The 18,099-nt window shown below is 64.8% G+C and carries 19 protein-coding genes; 14 read left to right on the top strand and 5 right to left on the bottom strand.

The genetic code is table 11. The features are described 5' to 3' along the window. Positions 1 to 118: 118 nt before the first annotated feature. From ADJ79_RS06535 to sucC, 5 genes are all read right to left on the bottom strand, one after another. Positions 119 to 820 (bottom strand): FHA domain-containing protein, encoded by a 702-nt coding sequence (locus ADJ79_RS06535; protein WP_050715286.1) that lies wholly within the window; start codon positions 818 to 820, stop codon positions 119 to 121. A gap of 62 nt (positions 821 to 882) precedes the next feature. Next, positions 883 to 1,692, bottom strand: coding sequence for a Stp1/IreP family PP2C-type Ser/Thr phosphatase (locus ADJ79_RS06530; RefSeq protein WP_050715285.1), 810 nt, complete (start codon positions 1,690 to 1,692; stop codon positions 883 to 885). Further along, the gene (locus ADJ79_RS06525) at positions 1,682 to 2,401 is read right to left on the bottom strand and encodes a TerC family protein (RefSeq protein WP_050715284.1); all 720 of its coding nucleotides are present in this window, start codon (positions 2,399 to 2,401) and stop codon (positions 1,682 to 1,684) included. The genes ADJ79_RS06530 and ADJ79_RS06525 overlap by 11 nt, the downstream gene beginning before the upstream one ends. 100 nt (positions 2,402 to 2,501) lie before the next feature. Further along, complete coding sequence (gene sucD / locus ADJ79_RS06520; protein ID WP_050715283.1) at positions 2,502 to 3,395, bottom strand: succinate--CoA ligase subunit alpha; 894 nt, start codon at positions 3,393 to 3,395, stop codon at positions 2,502 to 2,504. A 19-nt stretch (positions 3,396 to 3,414) separates the two neighbouring features. Further along, the gene (sucC, locus tag ADJ79_RS06515; protein WP_050715282.1) at positions 3,415 to 4,575 is read right to left on the bottom strand and encodes an ADP-forming succinate--CoA ligase subunit beta; all 1,161 of its coding nucleotides are present in this window, start codon (positions 4,573 to 4,575) and stop codon (positions 3,415 to 3,417) included. Between the two features lie 159 nt (positions 4,576 to 4,734). Here sucC and argC point away from each other — a divergent pair, with 159 nt between their 5' ends. The 14 genes from argC (at position 4,735) to ADJ79_RS06445 (ending at position 18,088) form a co-directional block, all read left to right on the top strand. Continuing rightward, the gene (argC, locus tag ADJ79_RS06510; RefSeq protein WP_050715281.1) at positions 4,735 to 5,649 is read left to right on the top strand and encodes an N-acetyl-gamma-glutamyl-phosphate reductase; all 915 of its coding nucleotides are present in this window, start codon (positions 4,735 to 4,737) and stop codon (positions 5,647 to 5,649) included. 507 nt (positions 5,650 to 6,156) lie between these two features. Then, positions 6,157 to 6,606, top strand: coding sequence for an OsmC family protein (locus tag ADJ79_RS06505; RefSeq protein ID WP_050715280.1), 450 nt, complete (start codon positions 6,157 to 6,159; stop codon positions 6,604 to 6,606). Next, a complete protein-coding gene (locus ADJ79_RS06500) occupies positions 6,599 to 7,261 on the top strand; it encodes a DNA glycosylase (RefSeq protein ID WP_050715279.1) in 663 nt (220 codons plus the stop codon). Before ADJ79_RS06505 ends, ADJ79_RS06500 begins: the two co-directional genes overlap by 8 nt. A 79-nt stretch (positions 7,262 to 7,340) precedes the next feature. Beyond that, positions 7,341 to 7,649: a YbeD family protein gene (locus ADJ79_RS15200; protein ID WP_050715278.1), complete on the top strand. Its 309-nt coding sequence runs from the start codon at positions 7,341 to 7,343 to the stop codon at positions 7,647 to 7,649. A gap of 21 nt (positions 7,650 to 7,670) precedes the next feature. Then, positions 7,671 to 8,363 (top strand): lipoyl(octanoyl) transferase LipB, encoded by a 693-nt coding sequence (gene lipB, locus ADJ79_RS06490; protein ID WP_050715277.1) that lies wholly within the window; start codon positions 7,671 to 7,673, stop codon positions 8,361 to 8,363. Between the two features lie 30 nt (positions 8,364 to 8,393). Continuing rightward, positions 8,394 to 9,392 (top strand): lipoyl synthase, encoded by a 999-nt coding sequence (gene lipA / locus ADJ79_RS06485; RefSeq protein ID WP_050715276.1) that lies wholly within the window; start codon positions 8,394 to 8,396, stop codon positions 9,390 to 9,392. Positions 9,393 to 9,736: 344 nt separating this feature from the next. Continuing rightward, positions 9,737 to 12,670: a monovalent cation/H+ antiporter subunit A gene (locus ADJ79_RS06480; protein WP_050715275.1), complete on the top strand. Its 2,934-nt coding sequence runs from the start codon at positions 9,737 to 9,739 to the stop codon at positions 12,668 to 12,670. Next, a complete protein-coding gene (locus ADJ79_RS06475) occupies positions 12,670 to 13,014 on the top strand; it encodes a Na+/H+ antiporter subunit C (protein WP_050715274.1) in 345 nt (114 codons plus the stop codon). Before ADJ79_RS06480 ends, ADJ79_RS06475 begins: the two co-directional genes overlap by 1 nt. Further along, positions 13,014 to 14,876 carry a monovalent cation/H+ antiporter subunit D gene (locus ADJ79_RS06470; RefSeq protein WP_050715273.1) on the top strand — a complete coding sequence of 621 codons (1,863 nt, stop codon included), beginning with the start codon at positions 13,014 to 13,016 and terminating at the stop codon, positions 14,874 to 14,876. The genes ADJ79_RS06475 and ADJ79_RS06470 overlap by 1 nt, the downstream gene beginning before the upstream one ends. Further along, positions 14,873 to 15,370 carry a Na+/H+ antiporter subunit E gene (locus ADJ79_RS06465; RefSeq protein ID WP_216597106.1) on the top strand — a complete coding sequence of 166 codons (498 nt, stop codon included), beginning with the start codon at positions 14,873 to 14,875 and terminating at the stop codon, positions 15,368 to 15,370. Before ADJ79_RS06470 ends, ADJ79_RS06465 begins: the two co-directional genes overlap by 4 nt. After that, on the top strand, positions 15,367 to 15,645 hold the full coding sequence (locus ADJ79_RS06460; RefSeq protein WP_050715271.1) for a K+/H+ antiporter subunit F: 279 nt from the start codon (positions 15,367 to 15,369) through the stop codon (positions 15,643 to 15,645). Before ADJ79_RS06465 ends, ADJ79_RS06460 begins: the two co-directional genes overlap by 4 nt. Further along, positions 15,642 to 16,043: a Na+/H+ antiporter subunit G gene (locus ADJ79_RS06455; protein ID WP_050715270.1), complete on the top strand. Its 402-nt coding sequence runs from the start codon at positions 15,642 to 15,644 to the stop codon at positions 16,041 to 16,043. The genes ADJ79_RS06460 and ADJ79_RS06455 overlap by 4 nt, the downstream gene beginning before the upstream one ends. Before the next feature lie 133 nt (positions 16,044 to 16,176). Beyond that, a complete protein-coding gene (locus ADJ79_RS06450) occupies positions 16,177 to 16,554 on the top strand; it encodes a DUF655 domain-containing protein (protein WP_050715269.1) in 378 nt (125 codons plus the stop codon). Positions 16,555 to 16,942: 388 nt separating this feature from the next. Continuing rightward, positions 16,943 to 18,088, top strand: a complete 1,146-nt coding sequence (locus ADJ79_RS06445) for a phosphoserine transaminase (RefSeq protein WP_050715268.1) — start codon at positions 16,943 to 16,945, stop codon at positions 18,086 to 18,088. The last annotated feature ends 11 nt before the right edge of the window (positions 18,089 to 18,099 follow it).

Genomic DNA, 18,099 nt, shown 5'->3' with positions numbered 1-18,099 from the left:
CGCTGATGCCATTTTTGATGCCGCTGATTTCGCTCTTCTTTTTGAATATCTGCGCGCTGGCAGCCCGCACCCGCCCGCTCTTGGCGAGGCTGCCGCAGCAGGTGAAGCGGCAGCAGGCTCAACCGTCAATGAACTCCATGCGGATGCCCGCCAGCTCAATGCGGTCATGGTTGCGCAGCATGATGGGGCCGTCATCCAGCGCCACGCCATTGACGGTGGGCACGTATGCGCCTTCCATCAGCGCCAGCTCGAAGCCTTGCGGCTTGCGCGTGATGGAGGCAACTGAAACGCCCGGCTTGCCGATGGTGGTGACTTCCTTGGTGAGCAGCAGCTCGCGCCCCGTGGCCGAGCCGTTGAGCACGCGCACGCGCGGCCCCGCTTTCTTGGGCGCGGCCGGGCGCGAGTCTTGAAAGCCCGTGGCGGCAAAGGCCGATGCCGCGCCAGCCGCCTGCTGGGCAGGCGCAGACGCTGCGGGTGAAGACGCCGGCTTGGCAGGCGGCGTCTGAGGCATGGACGGCGTGGCCCGGGCGGAGCCGGTGGCGTGGTAATCAATCTTGTAGCGGCCCACCTCGATGCGATCGCGATCGGCCAGCTTCTGGCTTGTGATGCGCGCGCCATTGACATAGGTGCCGTTGGTGCTGTGGCAGTCTTGCAGGATGACGTCGCCGTTTTGCATGAGGATGACGGCGTGCTCGCCGCTGACGGCAAGGTGGTCAATCACGATGTCGTTGTAGGGCCTGCGGCCCAAGGTGGTCCGGTCTTTGGTCAGCTGCGCTTCCTTGACCACCACTCCGTCCACCGAAATCACCAGCTTTGGCATGTATCTTTCTCCTCTGAGGCCCGCTCACGCACGCATGGACGCGCCCTGTTTGGTGCGGATCGTCATTTTCGTTGCAATTTTGAAAGAAATCCTGTTTTTTTCGCCGGCCCGGTAAAGCGGCACAACGCCACTGAAACGTTGTCGCGCCCGCCGTTGGCGTTGGCCTCGTCCACCAGGGCGCGCGCCGCTTCGTGCAGCTCGGCCGACTGGGCCAGCAGGCTGGCCAGGCGGCTGTCGTCCACCATGTCGGTCAGGCCATCGGAGCACAGCAAGATGACGTCGCCCGTGCGTGCGCGCATTTCGCTGACGTCCAGCTGCACCCAGTCTTCCACGCCCAGCGCGCGCGTGACAAAACCGCGAAAGCCCGATTCCGCCGCTTCTTCGGGCGTCATCAGGCCGGCATCCATGCGCTCTTGCAGCAGGGAATGGTCGCGCGTGATGCGCGTGAGTTCGCCGCTGCGCCACAGGTAGGCGCGCGAGTCGCCCACGTGGCCCACGTGCACACAGTCGCCGTGGCATACGGCCATGACCAGCGTGGTGCCCATGCCCAGGCATTCGGCCCGCGTGTGGGCAGCTTCGAAGATGGCGTGATTGGCGCTGGCCACGCTGGCATGCATGGCGCGGGCGATGTCCTCTGGCGCGATTTCGCCGCAGCTTTCGGCCAGCCACTGCGCCAGGGCGCTGGCCACCAGCTCGGTCGCCAGGGCGCTGGCCACTTCGCCTGCGTTGTAGCCGCCCATGCCGTCGGCCAGCACGGCCACGCCCTGCTCGGGGTGGATGACGATGGCGTCTTCATTGTTTTGCCGCACGCGCCCCACGTCGGTGAGAGTGGCGTAGCGCCACAGCGGGCTTGTGCTGGCTTCACTGGGCATGGCAAGCCGCCTTTTTGCCCCTGGCGCGCCGCGCCTTCAGCGCCTGGCCAATGGCCAGCACCAGCAGGGCGCCCGCCGCGCCCAGGGCGTAATGCCAGGACTGTTCCTGCGGAATGAGGTCTTTCAGCATGGGGTCGGTCTGGAACATGCCGCCCGCAATCCAGCCCAGCAGCATGCCGCCCAGCAAGATGATGACGGGGAAGCGGTCCATGAGCTTGAGAACGATCTGGCTGCCCCAGACGATGATGGGAATGCTGACGACGAGGCCGAGAATGACCAGCGCCATCTGGTGCTGCTCGCCCGCATTTTGCGCCGCTCCGGCAATGGCGATGACGTTGTCGATGCTCATGACCAGATCGGCCACGATCACGGTTTTGACGGCGCTCCAGAGCTTGTCGCTGGCCTGGATGTTGCCGTGCGCGTCTTCGTCGTGCGGCGTGATGAGCTTCACGCCAATCCATATCAGCAAAGCAGCGCCGGCTATTTTGAGAAAAGGCACTTTCAGCAGCGAGATGGCAAAGGCAATGAGCGCCACACGCAGCAAAATGGCGCCCGCCGTGCCCCAGAGAATGCCCTTGAGCCGCTGGTTTTCAGGCAATTGGCGGCAGGCCAGCGCAATGACGACGGCGTTGTCCCCGCCCAGCAGGATGTCGATCAGGATGATCTGGCCCACGGCCACCCAGAAATGGGCTGTCAGGAACTCTTCCACGGTCGTGCGTCTTTCTCAAGTGCATGAAAAAGCCGGATTATCCCGAAGGGAAATCCGGCTTGCCGGTCTGGCTGGCGGCGCCCTTCATGGGGCGCGCGTTTCAGAGCAGGCTTTTGAGCAGCTTGCCCATTTCAGACGGGTTGCGCGTGACCTTGAAGCCGCACTCTTCCAGGATGGCGAGCTTGGCGTTGGCCGTGTCAGCGCCGCCGGAAATCAGCGCGCCGGCATGCCCCATGCGCTTGCCCGCAGGCGCGGTAACGCCAGCGATGAAGCCGACCACGGGTTTTTTCATGTGCTGCTTGCACCAGCGGGCGGCATCGGCTTCGTCGGGGCCGCCGATTTCGCCGATCATGATGACGGCGTCGGTGTCCGGGTCGTCATTGAAGGCCTTCATCACGTCAATGTGCTTGAGGCCGTTGATCGGGTCGCCGCCAATGCCCACGGCGGAAGACTGGCCAATGCCCAGCTCGGTGAGCTGCGCCACGGCTTCATAGGTCAGCGTGCCGGAGCGGCTGACAACGCCGACGCGGCCTTTTTTGTGAATGTGGCCGGGCATGATGCCGATCTTGATTTCTTCCGGCGTGATGATGCCGGGGCAGTTGGGGCCGAGCAGCAGCGTTTTCTTGCCGCCGGCGGCTTCCTTGGCGCGCATCTTGCTGCGCACTTCCAGCATGTCTTTGACGGGAATGCCTTCGGTGATGCAGATGACGAAATCCAGATCGGCCTCCACGGCTTCCCAGATGGCGGCAGCAGCGCCTGCGGGCGGCACGTAGATCACGCTCACGGTGGCGCCGGTTTGCTGGGCGGCTTCCTTGACGGTGGCGTAGATGGGCACGTCAAAAATCTTTTCGCCAGCTTTTTTCGGGTTCACGCCCGCCACGAAGCAGTGCTTGCCATTGGCGTATTCAATGCACTTTTCCGTGTGGAACTGCCCGGTCTTGCCGGTGATGCCCTGGGTGATGACTTTGGTGTCTTTATTGACGTAAATCGACATGTGTGGCTCCGGGGCTGGTTTACTTGACGGCGGCGACGATCTTGGTGGCCGCATCGGCCATGGTGTCGGCTGCAATGATGGGCAGCTTCGAGTCGGCCAGGATTTTCTTGCCTTCTTCTTCAAAGGTGCCTTTCATGCGCACCACCAGCGGCACTTGCAGATTGACGGCCTTGCAGGCGGCCACCACGCCTGTGGCGATGGTGTCGCAACGCATGATGCCGCCGAAGATATTGACCAGAATGCCCTTGACCTTGGGGTTCTTGAGCATGATCTTGAAGGCTTCGGTCACTTTTTCGGTGGTGGCGCCGCCGCCCACGTCCAGGAAGTTGGCCGGCTCGCCGCCGAAGAGCTTGATGGTGTCCATCGTCGCCATGGCCAGGCCCGCGCCATTGACCATGCAGCCGATGTTGCCGTCCAGGCTGATGTAGGAGAGGTCGAACTTGCTGGCTTCCAGCTCGGCCGGGTCTTCTTCGTCCAGATCGCGCAGGGCCACGATTTCGGGGTGGCGGAACAGTGCGTTGCTGTCGAAGTTGAATTTGGCGTCCAGCGCGATGATGTTGCCCTTGCTGTCGCGGTTCAGCGGGTTGATTTCAACGAGCGAGGCGTCCGTGTCCATGTAGCACTTGTAGAGCTTCTTGCACACGTCGATGAACTGGGGCACGCTGCCTTCGGGCATGTTCACGCCTTTGGCCAGCTCCTGGCCTTGCGCGTCAGTCAGGCCCGTCAGCGGGTCGACGAAGACCTTGACGATCTTCTCGGGGTGGCTGTGCGCCACTTCTTCAATGTTCATGCCGCCTTCGCTGCTGGCGATGATGGCCACTTTCTGCGAAGCGCGGTCGGTCAGCACCGACAGGTAATACTCTTTCTGGATGTCCGCGCCTTCTTCAATGTAGAGGCGGCGCACTTTCTGGCCTTCGGGGCCGGTCTGGTGCGTCTTGAGCTGCATGCCCAGAATCTGGCCGGCCAGCGTCTTGACTTCATCCAGCGTCTTGGCCACTTTCACGCCGCCGCCCTTGCCACGGCCGCCTGCGTGAATTTGCGCCTTGACCACCCACACGGGGCCGCCCAGCTTTTGCGCAGCCTCAACCGCTTCCTGCACGGTAAAAGCGGGAATGCCGCGCGGCACAGGCACGCCGAAGCTGCGCAGAATCTCCTTGCCTTGGTACTCGTGAATCTTCATGGATTTCCTCTGTGAAAAGAGAAGCAGACCGGAGGGCCTGCATGAACGAAAGAATCTTCGCAGGGCAAATGTATCATGCGGCAACACCCCGGCCGCCCCAAAAACCGCCCTCAACCCGTCTGCGAGTGGCGCAAAGCGGTTTTCCCTGATTGAACGCAAATGACGAAAAAAGTATTCATCGACGGCGAAGCAGGCACCACCGGCCTGCAAATCCGCCAGCGCCTGCAAGATATGGCTGGCGTGGAGCTGGTCAGCATTGATCCGGCCTTGCGCAAAGACCTTGCGGCCAAGCGCGCGCTCATGGCAGGCGTTGATCTGGTCATTCTTTGCCTGCATGACGACGCCGCGCGCGAATCCGTCGCGCTGATTGACGAGCTGCCCGCGCCCCGCCCGCGCGTGATTGATGCCTCAACAGCCCACCGCGTGGCGCCTGGCTGGGTGTTTGGCTTTGCCGAGCTGGCGCCCGGCCAGCGCGAGGCCATTTGCCAAGCCGAGCGCGTGGCCAACCCCGGCTGCTACGCCAGCGGCGCCATCGCCTTGCTGCGCCCGCTGGTTGATGCGGGCGCGCTGCCGCCCGATTACCCCGTCACCTTGCCCGCCGTCAGCGGCTACACGGGCGGCGGCCGCGCCATGATCGAGGCTTACGAGGCGGGGCAGGCTCCCGCCTACGAGCTGTATGCGCTGGGCCTGTCGCACAAGCATCTGCCTGAAATCATGCGCTACGGCGCGCTCACGCGCCGCCCGGTTTTCATGCCCGCCGTCGCCAGCTTCGCGCAAGGCATGCTGGTGGAGCTGCCCCTGCATCTGGATTTGCTGCCCGGCCAGCCTTCGCCTGAAAGGCTGCTGCAAATCTACGCCGCCCATTACGCGGGCAGTGAATGGGTCACGGTGCAGGCCTCGCCTGAAAACGGCAAGCTGGACGCCCTGGCGCTGGCGGGTTCCGACTCGCTGGAAATCCGCGTGTTCGGCAACGCCGCCCACCATCAGGCTGTGTGCGTGGCCCGGCTGGACAACCTGGGCAAAGGCGCCAGCGGCGCGGCCGTGCAGAACTTGCGGCTGATGCTGGGGTTGTGAGAACCTGTTCAAAGTCTGGCTGGAAACCGCCTCCCAGGCCCGGGCATTCAACTTGGATTTCTGGCTCCCATTTAGCTACTGTATTCGTAGCATGAGGTCCTAGTAGAAAGAGTGCAGAAGCCTCTTTTAGACCCTCTAAATTCGCTCCTTTTTCTGAACCTATTCAGCCTCTTTGACAGCGCGCAAGCGGGTTTTCGGTGCAAAAAAAAGCCCCGGGCCGAAGGGCCTGGGGCTTGAATCCACCTTAGGAGGGGTGGAGGAGACAAGGAGTGCAAAGCGGTCTGACCGTTTCAGCCAGGCTGTCTGCGTGGGCGCGGAGTGTAGACCCATCCCCGTTTTTCTGCACGCCAACCCGCCATCCAACCTGACAGACGGTCGTTTTGTTGCGGCGAAGCGCCCAGGCATGTTGCTTTCGGGCCAAAAATTGGCGCTTTCGCGTTTGGTTTTGCGCGTTTTCCTCAGACTCTGAACAGCTTCCCAAACCCTTCACCACAGGAGAAACCCATCATGGAATGCACCGTCAGCTGGAGCGCCCCCGCCGGGTCGCGCTCGGGCATGAGCTTCATCGCCGAAACCGGCAGCGGCCACGTTCTCGCCATGGACGGCGCGCCCGACGCTGGCAGACCCGAGCAGGGCGGGCAGAACCTGGCGCCGCGCCCGCTGGAGGCCATGCTGGCAGGCGCGGGCGGCTGCACGGCGTATGACGTGGTGCTCATCCTGCGCCGGGGCCGCCATGACGTGCGCGGCTGCACGGTGCGGCTGAGCGCCGACCGCGCCGAAACCGACCCCAAGGTTTTCACCCGCATTCACATGCACTTTCGCGTGACAGGGCGCGAGCTGCCCGCGCAGGCCGTGGAGCGGGCCATCCACCTGAGCCACAGCAAATACTGCTCGGCAGCCATCATGCTGGGCAAGACGGCGGAAATCACCACCTCTTTTGAAGTGCTGGATGCCTGAGCCGAAAACGCCATCTTCCGCAGCGCCATCCTCCGCGCCGCCGCCTGCCCAGCAGCCCATCGAAACGCACCCCTTCGCCGCCGTGCTGCCGCCGAAGGCCACGGTGATGATGATGGGCAGCTTTCCGCCCGCGCCCGAAAAGCGCTGCATGGACTTTCACTATCCCAACTACCAAAACGACATGTGGCGCATCTACGGGCTGGCCTTCTTTGGCGACGTGGCGCACTTTCAGGTGGCGGGCAAAAAGCGTTTTGATGCCGTGCGCATCCGCGCCTTTCTCATGGAGCGCGGCATTGCCCTGTGCCCCGCCGTGCGCCGCGCGCGGCGCGAGCAGGGCAATGCGTCCGACGCCTTCCTGACCGTGATCGAGCCGGTGAACCTGGCCGCCGTGCTGCCCCAGGTGCCGCACTGCCGCACCCTGTTTGCCACCGGCGGCAAGGCCGCCGAAGTGCTGCTGGGCCTGCTGGCGGCCCAGTCACCCAAAGCCCCTGCGCCCCAGCTGCCCAAACCCGGCCACAGCATTCCTTACGGCTACGCGGGCCGCAGCTTGCAGCTGTACCGCCTGCCATCCACCTCGCGCGCCTATCCCATGCCGCTGCTGCAAAAGGCGCAAATCTGGCGCGCGTTCTTCAAGTCGCAGGGGCTGCTGGATTAAGCCGCCCCGCCTTTCCTTGAAATGCACCGGTCCGGCGGCAACTCCTGTTTTTTGTCATTCCTTGAGCAGCCTTTCGCCCATGAACACGCCCGAAAAACCCGACACGACCGATCCCGCCCAGCCTGCGCCGCAGCCTGACCCCATGCAATTTCCCATGCGCTTTCCCATCAAGGTCATGGGAAAGAATGAAGACGGCTTCGTGCATGCCATCACCGAAATCGCCCGTCGTTTTGACCCCACGTTTGACGCCGCCACCGTGGAGCTGCGCGAAAGCTCCGGCGGCAACTACTTGAGCGTGACCGTCACCGTGCTGGCCACCAGCCGCGAGCAGCTGGACGGCATCTACCGCGCCATCACCAGCCATCCCAAAGTGAAATGGGCGCTGTAGCCGCCGGGCGCTGAAAAAACCATGAAAGTCATCCACCTCGGGCGCGCCGATTACGTGCCCACCTGGCGCGCCATGCAAGCCTTCGCCGCCCGGCCCTTCGGCGTGAAAGGCGAAGAGCTTTGGCTGTGCGAACACCCGCCCGTCTTCACCCTGGGCATGGCCGGCCGCCCCGAACACGTGCTGGCCGCAGGCGGCATTGATGTGGTGCAGACCGACCGTGGCGGGCAGGCCACCTACCACGGCCCCGGCCAGGTGGTCGCCTACCCGCTCATCAATCTGGGCGAGCGCCCCTACTTCGTCAAGGAATACGTGCACCGGCTGGAAGAAGCCGTCATCCGCACCCTGGGCGAATGGGGCCTGCCTGGCCACCGCGTGGCGGGCGCGCCGGGCATCTACATCCGCCTGCAAGACCCCTACAGCCACGCCCCCTTGCCCCAGCGCCCCATGCGCCGCCTGCCCGGCACGCCCGCGCCGCAGCCCGACTTCACGGGCCTGGCCAAAATCAGCGCGCTGGGCATCAAAGTCAGCCGCCAGCACGCCTACCATGGCGTGGCGCTGAACGTGGACATGGCGCTGGAACCCTTTGAGCGCATCAACCCTTGCGGCCACGCGGGCCTGCCCGCCATTGACCTTTCCAGCATCGGCGTGCGCGCCTCCTGGGACGAAGCCGCCAGCGCCCTGGCCGCGCACCTCACACGCCTGCTGGCCCCCTGAAACCCGCCTCTTTGCAAGAAAAAACACGTCATGACCGAAGTCATCCGCGAAGCGCCCGCTCCCCACGCCTACAACCCCAGCGCCAAGCAAAAAGCCGCCGCCAAGCTCGCCCGCATCCCCATCAAGGTGCAGCACACCGGCCCGGCCCTGCCCAAGCCTGACTGGATTCGCGTCAAGGCCGGCAGCCCCAGCACGCGCTACTACGAAATCAAGGACATCCTGCGCCAGAACAAGCTCGTCACCGTCTGCGAAGAAGCCAGCTGCCCCAACGTGGGCGAATGCTTCGGGCGCGGCACCGCCACCTTCATGATCATGGGCGACAAATGCACGCGCCGCTGCCCTTTCTGCGATGTCGGCCACGGCCGCCCCGACCCGCTGGACGCCCAGGAGCCGATCAACCTGGCCCGCGCCATCGGCCAAATGCGCCTCAAATACGTCGTCATCACCAGCGTGGACCGTGACGACTTGCGCGACGGCGGCAGCCAGCACTACGTGGACTGCATCCGCGCCGTGCGCCAGGCCTCGCCCGGCACCCGCATCGAAATCCTCACGCCCGACTTCCGTGGCCGCGACGACCGCGCCCTCGAAATCCTCAAGAGCGCCCCGCCCGACGTGATGAACCACAACCTCGAAACCGTGCCGCGCCTCTACAAGCAAACCCGCCCCGGCAGCAACTACGAATTCAGCCTCAACCTGCTCAAGAAATTCAAGGCCCAGCACCCCGGCATCCCCACCAAAAGCGGCCTCATGGTTGGCCTGGGCGAAACCGACGAAGAAATCCTGGCCGTCATGCGCGACATGCGCGCGCACCACATCGAAATGCTCACCATCGGCCAATACCTGGCCCCCACCAGCGCCCACCTGCCCGTGCAGCGCTACGTCACCCCCGACACCTTCAAGATGTTTGAAGCCAAGGCTTACGAAATGGGCTTCACCCACGCCGCCGTCGGCGCCCTCGTGCGCAGCAGCTACCACGCCGATCAGCAGGCCCAAGGCGCCCTGTCCGGCAGCGCCGGCTGCGGCCACTGAGAGCCAGCGATCCGGCCCGCTCCTTGACCGCACCCATGTAAAAACAGGAGCAAAAACAAAGGGGCATAAATGCCGTTCCGCGCTTTATCCACTAGGACATCATGCTATTTTTAAAGGAGCAAATCAAGGGAGCAGCCCCGCGCGCTCTGATGACCACAGGAGCAAGCCAGGCCGGCACTCGCATTGCAAAACCGTGAAACGCGCACGGGTGTTTTCTTCCGACTCTCATGGGCGCACTGGAACGTGGCAGAAACATGATCGCCAGCAAGCTCCGGAAGGGGGGCGCCGCCTGCGTGGCGGCGGCGTCTGTCCCTTAGACTCGCACGCTTGCCCGCGCCTTCTCCATGCCTCTTTACTGGTTCATCCTGCTCCCCTTCGTCGGCAGTCTTGTGGCTGCCATGATGCCAACCAAGGCCCGCAATGCGGCGGCAAGCTGGGCGGCGCTGGTGGCCGCTGGCGGGCTGGGCGGGGTGCTGCTGCTGTATCCGCAGGTGCAGGGCGGGCAGGTGCTGCGCGAGCAAGCGGCATGGCTGCCGCAGGCGGGGCTGGCGTTTGTGGTGCGGGTGGACGGCTTTGCCTGGCTGTTTGCGCTGATGGTGACGGGCATCGGCTTTCTGGTGGCGGTGTACGCGCGCTACTACATGAGCAAGGACGATCCGGTGCCGCGCTTTTTCTCCTTTTTTCTCGCCTTCATGGGCGCGATGATGGGCGTGGTGCTGTCGGGCAATCTGATTCAGCTGGTGTTTTTCTGGGAGCTGACGAGCCTGTTTTCTTTTTTGCTCATCGGCTACTGGCATCACCGCAAAGACGCACGGCGCGGCGCGCGCATGGCGCTGACGGTGACGGGCGCGGGCGGCCTGTGCCTGTTGGCGGGGGTGCTGGTGCTGGGCCGCATTGCGGGCAGTTATGACCTGGATGCCGTGCTGGCCGCCGGGCCGCAGATTCGTTCGCACGCGCTGTATGCGCCCATGCTGGCGCTGGTGCTGCTGGGGGCGCTGACCAAGAGCGCGCAGTTTCCTTTTCACTTCTGGCTCCCGCGCGCGATGGCCGCGCCCACGCCGGTTTCCAGCTATCTGCATTCGGCCACGATGGTGAAGGCGGGTGTGTTTCTGATGGCGCGGCTGTGGCCGGCGCTGTCGGGCACGCAGGAGTGGTTCTGGATTGTGGCGGGCGCGGGCGCTTGCACGCTGGTGCTGGGGGCGTACGCGGCCATGTTTCAGAACGATTTGAAGGGGCTGCTGGCGTATTCGACGATCAGCCATCTGGGGCTGATCACGCTGCTGCTGGGCATGAACCGCGAGCTGGCGACGGTGGCGGCGGTGTTTCACGTGATGAATCATGCGACGTTCAAGGCTTCGCTTTTCATGGCGGCGGGCATCATCGATCACGAGACGGGCACGCGCGATATCCGGCGGCTGGACGGCCTGTTCAAGGCCATGCCGGTGACGGGCACGCTCGCTTGCGTGGCCAGCGCAGCCATGGCGGGCGTGCCGCTGATGAACGGCTTTCTCTCCAAAGAAATGTTTTTTGCCGAAACGGTGGACTTCATGAGTCCCCAGCCGTGGGTGGAAGACGCGCTGCCCATTGCCGCCACGGTGGCGGGCATGTTCGCGGTGGTGTATTCGTTGCGCTTTACGGTGGACATCTTCTTTGGCCCGCTGGCAACCGATTTGCCGCGCAAGCCGCATGAACCCGTGCGCTGGATGCGCCTGCCGGTGGAGCTGCTGGTGGTGGCCTGCCTGGTGGTGGGCATGGCGCCCAACTGGTCGGTCGGGCCGGTGCTGGAAATGGCGGCGCAAGCGGTGCTGAACGGGCCAACGCCGCATTACAGCCTGGCGGTGTGGCACGGCTTGAACAAGCCCCTGGTGATGAGCCTGGTGGCGCTGGCGGGCGGCTTTGCGCTCTATCTTTGGCTGGGCCGCGCGATGGAGGCGGGGCGCTTCAAGAAGCCGCCTTTCATTGGCGGTCTGGATGGGCAGCGCCTGTTTCAGGGCGCGCTGGTGTGGCTGGATGGCGCCGTGCGCCGGGCGCTGCGCCTGGCCAGCAGCCAGCGCTTGCAGCCGCAGATGTTTTTGCTGGTGTTCGCGGCCGTGGCGGTGGCGGCGGCGTCGCTGGGCGGCAATGGCATCAACTGGGGCGACCGCGAGCGCGTGCCGGGCAGCGTGCTTTTCGCGCTGCTGTGGACGGCAGGCGGCCTGTGCGCGCTGACGGCTGCGGCGCAGGCCAAGTTCCATCGCCTGGCGGCGCTCATCCTGGTGGGCGGCGTGGGGCTGATGGTGTGCCTGACCTTCATGTGGTTTTCTGCGCCCGATCTGGCGCTCACGCAGATTGCGGTGGAAGTGGTGACCACCATTCTTTTTCTGCTGGGCTTGCGCTGGCTGCCCAAGCGGCTGGATACGGAGCCGGCGCGCCTGGGGCTGCGGGTGCGGGTGCGGCGCGCACGCGATCTGGTGCTTTCGGTGGTGACGGGCGGCGGCATGGCGCTGCTGGCTTACGCCATGATGACGCGGCCTGCGCCGCAGAGCATTTCGCCCTTTTTCATTGACCGCGCGCTGCCCGAAGGCGGCGGGGCCAACGTGGTGAATGTGATGCTGGTGGACTTTCGCGCTTTCGACACGATTGGCGAAATCACGGTGCTGGGCATCGTGGCGCTGACGGTGTATGCGCTGCTCAGGCGCTTTCGTCCCCCGCGCGAGAGCGTGCAGGCGCCAGAGCAGCAGCGCGTGATTCCGGCAGACCTGAATACCGATCTCATCAATCCGCGCACGGCCAAGGACTCGGCCCTGGGCTACATGCAGGTGCCTGCCACGCTGGTGCGGCTGCTGTTGCCGATTGCGGGCGTGGTGGCTGCTTACATCTTCATGCGCGGGCATAACGAGCCGGGCGGCGGCTTCGTGGCGGGGCTGGTGCTGTCCATCGCCCTGCTGGCGCAATACATGGTGGCGGGCACGCAGTGGGTGGAAGCGCGGTTTCAGCTTCAGGTGATTCGCTGGATAGGCGTGGGCTGGCTGCTGGCGCTGGGCACGGGGCTGGGGTCGCTGTGGTTCGGCTACCCGTTTCTGACCACGCATGCCATGCACGTGACGCTGCCGCTGGTGGGCGAAGTGCATGTGCCCAGCGCCACGTTCTTTGACGCGGGCGTGTTCACCGTGGTGGTGGGCGCCACGCTGCTCATTCTCACGGCGCTGGCGCACCAGTCGCTGCGCGCGCACCGCACGGCGCTCAAAAAGGCCGCTGCACATGCCGCCGCGCCGCAAGGCGAAGGAAAGCAAGACTGATGGAAGTCATTCTGGCCATCGTCATCGGCGTGCTGGGCGGCTCCGGCGTGTGGCTGGTGCTGCGGCCGCGCACGTTTCAGGTGCTCATGGGGCTGTCGCTGCTGTCGTATGCCGTCAATCTGTTCATTTTTGCCATGGGCAGCCTGCTGCTGGCGCGCGAGCCGATCGTGCAGGCGGGCGTCGCGCCCACGCTGGAGAACTACACCGACCCGCTGCCGCAATCGCTGGTGCTCACGGCCATCGTCATCGGCTTTGCCACGTCGGCGCTGTTTCTGGTGGTGATGATGGCCCTGCGCGGCCTGACCGGAAACGACCACGTGGACGGGCAGGAGAGGGACGGCTGATGGATGTGCTGATTGCCCGCTTGATGCCGCATCTGATCGTGATGCCCGTGCTGCTGCCGCTGGGCACGGCGGCGCTCATGCTGCTGCTCGGGCCGCAGCGCAGGCCGCTGAAGGCCGTGGTGAACGTAGCTTCGTGCCTGCTGGGGCTGTGCGTGTCGCTGGCGCTGCTGCGCTGGACGCTGACCGAGGGCGGCGCAGCGGCAGTGGGCATTTACATGCCTTCCAACTGGCCCGTGCCTTACGGCATCGTGCTGGTGCTGGACCGGCTCTCGGCCATGATGCTGGCGCTGACTTCGCTGCTGGCGCTGGCGGCGGTGCTTTATTCGTCGGCGCGCTGGCACAAGGCGGGGGTGTATTTCCACCCGCTGTTCCAGTTGCAGGTGATGGGCCTGTCGGGGGCTTTTCTCACGGGCGACTTGTTCAACCTGTTCGTTTTCTTCGAGATCATGCTCACGGCCTCCTACGGCCTGCTGCTGCATGGCTCCAGCCCGGCGCGGGTGCGCGCGGGGTTGCACTACATCGCCGTCAATCTGATGGCTTCCACGCTGTTTCTCATCGGCATTGCCATGCTCTATGGCGTGACGGGCACGCTGAACCTGGCTGACATGGCCATGATGGTGCCCGCCATCGCCGAAGACGACCGGGGCCTGCTGCACGCGGGCGCGGCCATCATGGCCATTGCCTTTTTGGTCAAGGCGGCCGCCTGGCCGCTCAATTTCTGGCTGCCAGCGGCCTACTCCAGCGCCGCCGCGCCGGTGGCTGCGCTCTTTGCCATCATGACCAAGCTGGGCGTGTATGCCGTGCTGCGCGTGTGGACGCTGCTGTTTCCGGCCAGCGCGGGCGTATCGGCCCTGTTTGGCGGCGATTTGCTCATCTGGATGGGGCTGGCGACGGTTGCCTTCGGGGCCATTGGCGTTTTGGCCACGCAGCAGCTGGCGCGCATGACGGCGTTTGCCGCCATCTTGTCATCAGGCACGCTGCTGGCGGCCATTGGCTTTGGCCAGCCTGCCGTGACGGGCGCGGCGCTGTATTACGCCTTCAGTTCCACGCTGGCGATTGCGGCGCTGTTTTTGCTGATTGAGCTGGTCAAGCGCGCCAGCGAGAGCGAAGAGCAAATTGCCCTGATCAGCGACACGGTTTTCGAAGAAGACGAGGCTTTTGCCGACTACCAGGCCAGCCCCGCTTCGCTGCCCGACGTGAATCTGGACGATGACGAGCAGGCGCTGATTGGCCGCGCCATTCCCTTCGCCATGGCGTTTCTGGGCCTGTCGTTCGCGCTCTGCGCCCTGCTGATTGCGGGGCTGCCGCCGCTGTCGGGCTTCATTGGCAAGTTCGCCATGCTCACGGCGCTGCTTCAGCCAGCGGGCATGGGCGCGGCCATGCCAGAGGCTGCCAGCTTGCCGGTTGATGAAGCCGCAGGTCTGTCCGCAAGCCTGCCTATTGACGCAGCTGTCGCCTTGCCGGGCATGGCTGAAGCGGCGGGCGTGCCAGTGGCCGCCTGGACCTTCATGGCGCTGCTGATTGCGGGCGGGCTGCTATCCACCATTGCGCTTTCCCGCGCGGGCATCCGCCTGTTCTGGGCGCCGCAAGGCAGGCCGGCGCCGCGCCTGCGGGTGATCGAGACGCTGCCCATTGCCGCGCTGCTGCTGGTGACAGTGGTCATGGTGTGGCAGGCGCAGCCCGTCATGCAGTTCGCGCACTGGGCCGCGCAAGGGCTGCACGAGCCGCGCAACTACATCAACACCGTGATCGGTACGCGCCCCGTGCCTTCGCCCGGCGAGACGGACGGCGCCAGCGAAGAACTGGGCGGCCAGGCGCTGCCTGAAAACGCCCCCGCGCCCGCAGAGGAGGCGCAGCCATGATGCGCAAGCTGCTGCCCGCCCCGCTGCTGTCGCTGGCCCTGCTGGTCATGTGGCTGCTGCTGGTGCGCTCCTACACCCTGGGGCAGGTGCTGCTGGGCGCGCTGGCGGGCTGGGCCATGCCCTGGTTCTTCGCCTCGCTGCGCCCGCACCGCCCGCGCATTCGAAGGCCCCTTGTGCTGGCCCTCTACATCCTCACCGTGGGCTGGGACGTGCTGCTGTCCAACCTGCAAGTGCTGCGCGGCGTGCTGCGCGTCTCGGCCCGCGCGCCCGCGCAGGATGGCTTTGTCATCATCCCCTTGCAGTTGCGCGACCCTTCCGCACTGGCGGCGCTGGCCATGGTCACCACCGTCGTGCCCGGCACAGTGTGGTGCGAGATGGCGCGCGATGGCAGCGCCTTGCTGCTGCACGTGTGGGACCTGGAGGACAAAGCCGCCTTCATCGCCCACTACAAACAACGCTACGAGCAGCCGCTGATCGAGATTTTTGAATCATGAATCCCCTGCTTCACGGCTCCATCCTCGCCACCTTGTTCGCCTATGGCCTGGCCATGCTGCTGTGCCTGTGGCGGCTGCTGCGCGGCCCGCGCGCGCAAGACCGCGTGCTGGCGCTGGACACCATTTACGCCATCGGCATGCTCATCGTGCTGGTTGCGGGCATCCGCTACGCCAGCCAGATGTACTTTGAAGCGGCGCTGCTGATTGCCCTATTCGGCTTCGTCGGCACGGCCGCCATGGCCAAGTTCTTGCTGCGCGGCGAGGTCATCGAATGAGCGCCGCTGCCCTGCCCGTGCCTTTGTGGGCCGAAATCCTGGTGTCGCTGCTGCTGCTGGCCAGCGCCGTTTTCACGCTGGCTGCCGCCATTGGCCTGGTGCGCCTGCAAAGCTTTTTCCAGCGCATGCATCCGCCCGCGCTCATCTATACGGGCGCAGCCTGGTGCGTCACCCTGGCTTCCATCACCTACTTTTCAGCGCAGGGGCACGGCCTGGTGCTGCATGTGTGGATCATCATCATCTTGCTGTCCATCACGGTGCCCATCGCCACGGTGCTGCTGGCTCGCGCAGCGCTTTTTCGCAACCGGCAAGAACGCTTGGCGGGCACGCCCCTGCCGCTGCAACCGATGGTGGAGCCCAGCCTGGCTGAGGGCGAAAGCGCCGATCCTCAAACATGAAACGGCGCAAAGCAGGCGCTGGCGCGGCAATTCATCCGCCACGCCGGGCGGGCACGGCGGCTCGCCTACACTGCCCGCGCGTGCGCAAAAGCACGCACTTTTTTCTCCCTCTTTTTCTTGAAAGGAACGCACCGTGTTCAAAAAACTGCTGCTCCTGGGCGCCATGCTCTGCTGCTCCACCTTGTTTGCCGCAGACGTCAATACAGCCACTGCCGCCGAGCTGGATGCGATCAAGGGTATCGGCCCGGCCATGTCCGCCCGCATCATGAGCGAGCGCGAAAAAGCCCCGTTCAAGGACTGGGAAGATTTCAAAACCCGCGTCAAGGGCGTTGGCGACAAAAACGCAGCTAAGCTCTCTGACGCCGGGCTGACCGTAGGCGGCGGCGCTTACCCGCAAGCCAAGGCGGCCCCCCCGGCCGCTGCGGAAAAGCCTGCAGCCGAAGGCCGGAAGGGGAAGAAAGCCGAGAAGGCGGCCAAGGCTGAAAAACCAGCCGAATCGGCCAAGCCGTAAAAGCGGCCCTCTGCTCACGCAAAAAAGCCCGCACACGCGGGCTTTTACGATTGAAGGCAGAGCTGCAAATACTGACGTCACAAGGGCTTCCCAGCTTTTGCCTCTACCAACAAGCCAACGCCATTAGCTCAGCCAGACAGACGCAAGCTCTCGTTTGGCATCTGTCTGCCGCCAGTCAGGCCTGCGAGGCACAGAAAGAGCTCGCCTGGCCCGGTAATGCACAGGCATAAACTTAGCTCCTCTATTCATAGCAATAGGTCCTAGTCAAAACTGCGCAGAATGGCATTTCACCCCATCTTTATTCGCTCCTGTTTTCAATGTAGACAGCAGGCAAAGCCAGGCCGCGCAAACCTAGAATGCCCTTTTCTTCACTTCCTGCGATGCTGTCATGACCCTGCCACGCCCCGCCGCCAAGCCCCGCTGCCCCCATTTTTCTTCCGGCCCTTGCGCCAAGCGCCCCGGCTACAGTCTTGCGGCGCTGGAGACGCAAACGCTGGGCCGTTCGCACCGCTCGGCCATCGGCAAGCAGGCGCTGGCTAGGGCATGCAGCGAAACGCACCGCCTGCTGGGGCTGCCAGCCGACTGGCGCCTGGGCATCGTGCCCGCCTCGGACACCGGCGCGATGGAAATGGCGCTGTGGAGCCTGCTGGGGCCGCGCGGCGTGGACGCGCTCGGCTGGGAAACCTTTGGCCTGACCTGGGTGAAAGACGTGACGCAGCAGCTGAAGCTGCCCGACGTGCGCGTGTTCCAGGCCCCTTACGGCGAGCTGCCTGACCTGGCGCAAGTCGATTGCGACCGCGACGTGGTCTTCGCCTGGAACGGCACCACCAGCGGCGTGTGCGTGCCCGATGGCGACTGGATTGCCGACGATCGCCAGGGCCTGACCATTTGCGATGCGACCAGCGCCGCCTTTGCGATGGAGCTGCCCTGGCACAAGCTGGACGTGGCCACCTTCTCGTGGCAAAAGGCGCTGGGCGGCGAAGGCGCGCACGGCGTCATCGTGCTGTCGCCGCGCGCCGTGGCCCGGCTGCAAAGCTACACGCCGCCCTGGCCCATGCCCAAAATCTTCCGCATGACCACGCCCGACAAGCAAACGGGCGGCAACCAGCTGAACGAAGGCATCTTCCGGGGCGAAACCATCAACACCCCTTCCATGCTCTGCGTGGCCGACTGGCTGGACACCTTGGCCTGGGCCGAAGCGATGGGCGGCGTGCCCGCCCTGGCGGCCCGCAGCCGCCAGAGCCTGGCGCACATCGAGGCCTTTGTGGCGCAGCGCGACTGGATCAGCTTTCTGGCGCGCGATGCGGCCACGCGCTCATGCACCAGCGTGTGCCTGAAGCTGGCGCTGCCAGACGAGCAAGTCAAACAGCTGGCCAAACTGCTGCAAGACGAAGGCGTGGCCTACGACATCGGCTCCTACAAAGACGCCCCCGTGGGCTTGCGCATCTGGTGCGGCGCCACTGTGGAGCCGGAAGATGTGCGCGTGCTGCTGCAATGGCTGGACTGGGGCCGCGCGCAGCTTGGTCAGGCGTGAGCGGCGCATGC

Origin of the sequence: Ottowia sp. oral taxon 894 (assembly GCF_001262075.1) — a bacterium.
GTDB classification, from domain to species: Bacteria; Pseudomonadota; Gammaproteobacteria; order Burkholderiales; family Burkholderiaceae_C; genus Ottowia; species Ottowia massiliensis.
The sequence above is the reverse complement of the archived record's forward strand: the minus strand, read 5'-3'. Positions and strand labels throughout refer to the sequence as shown.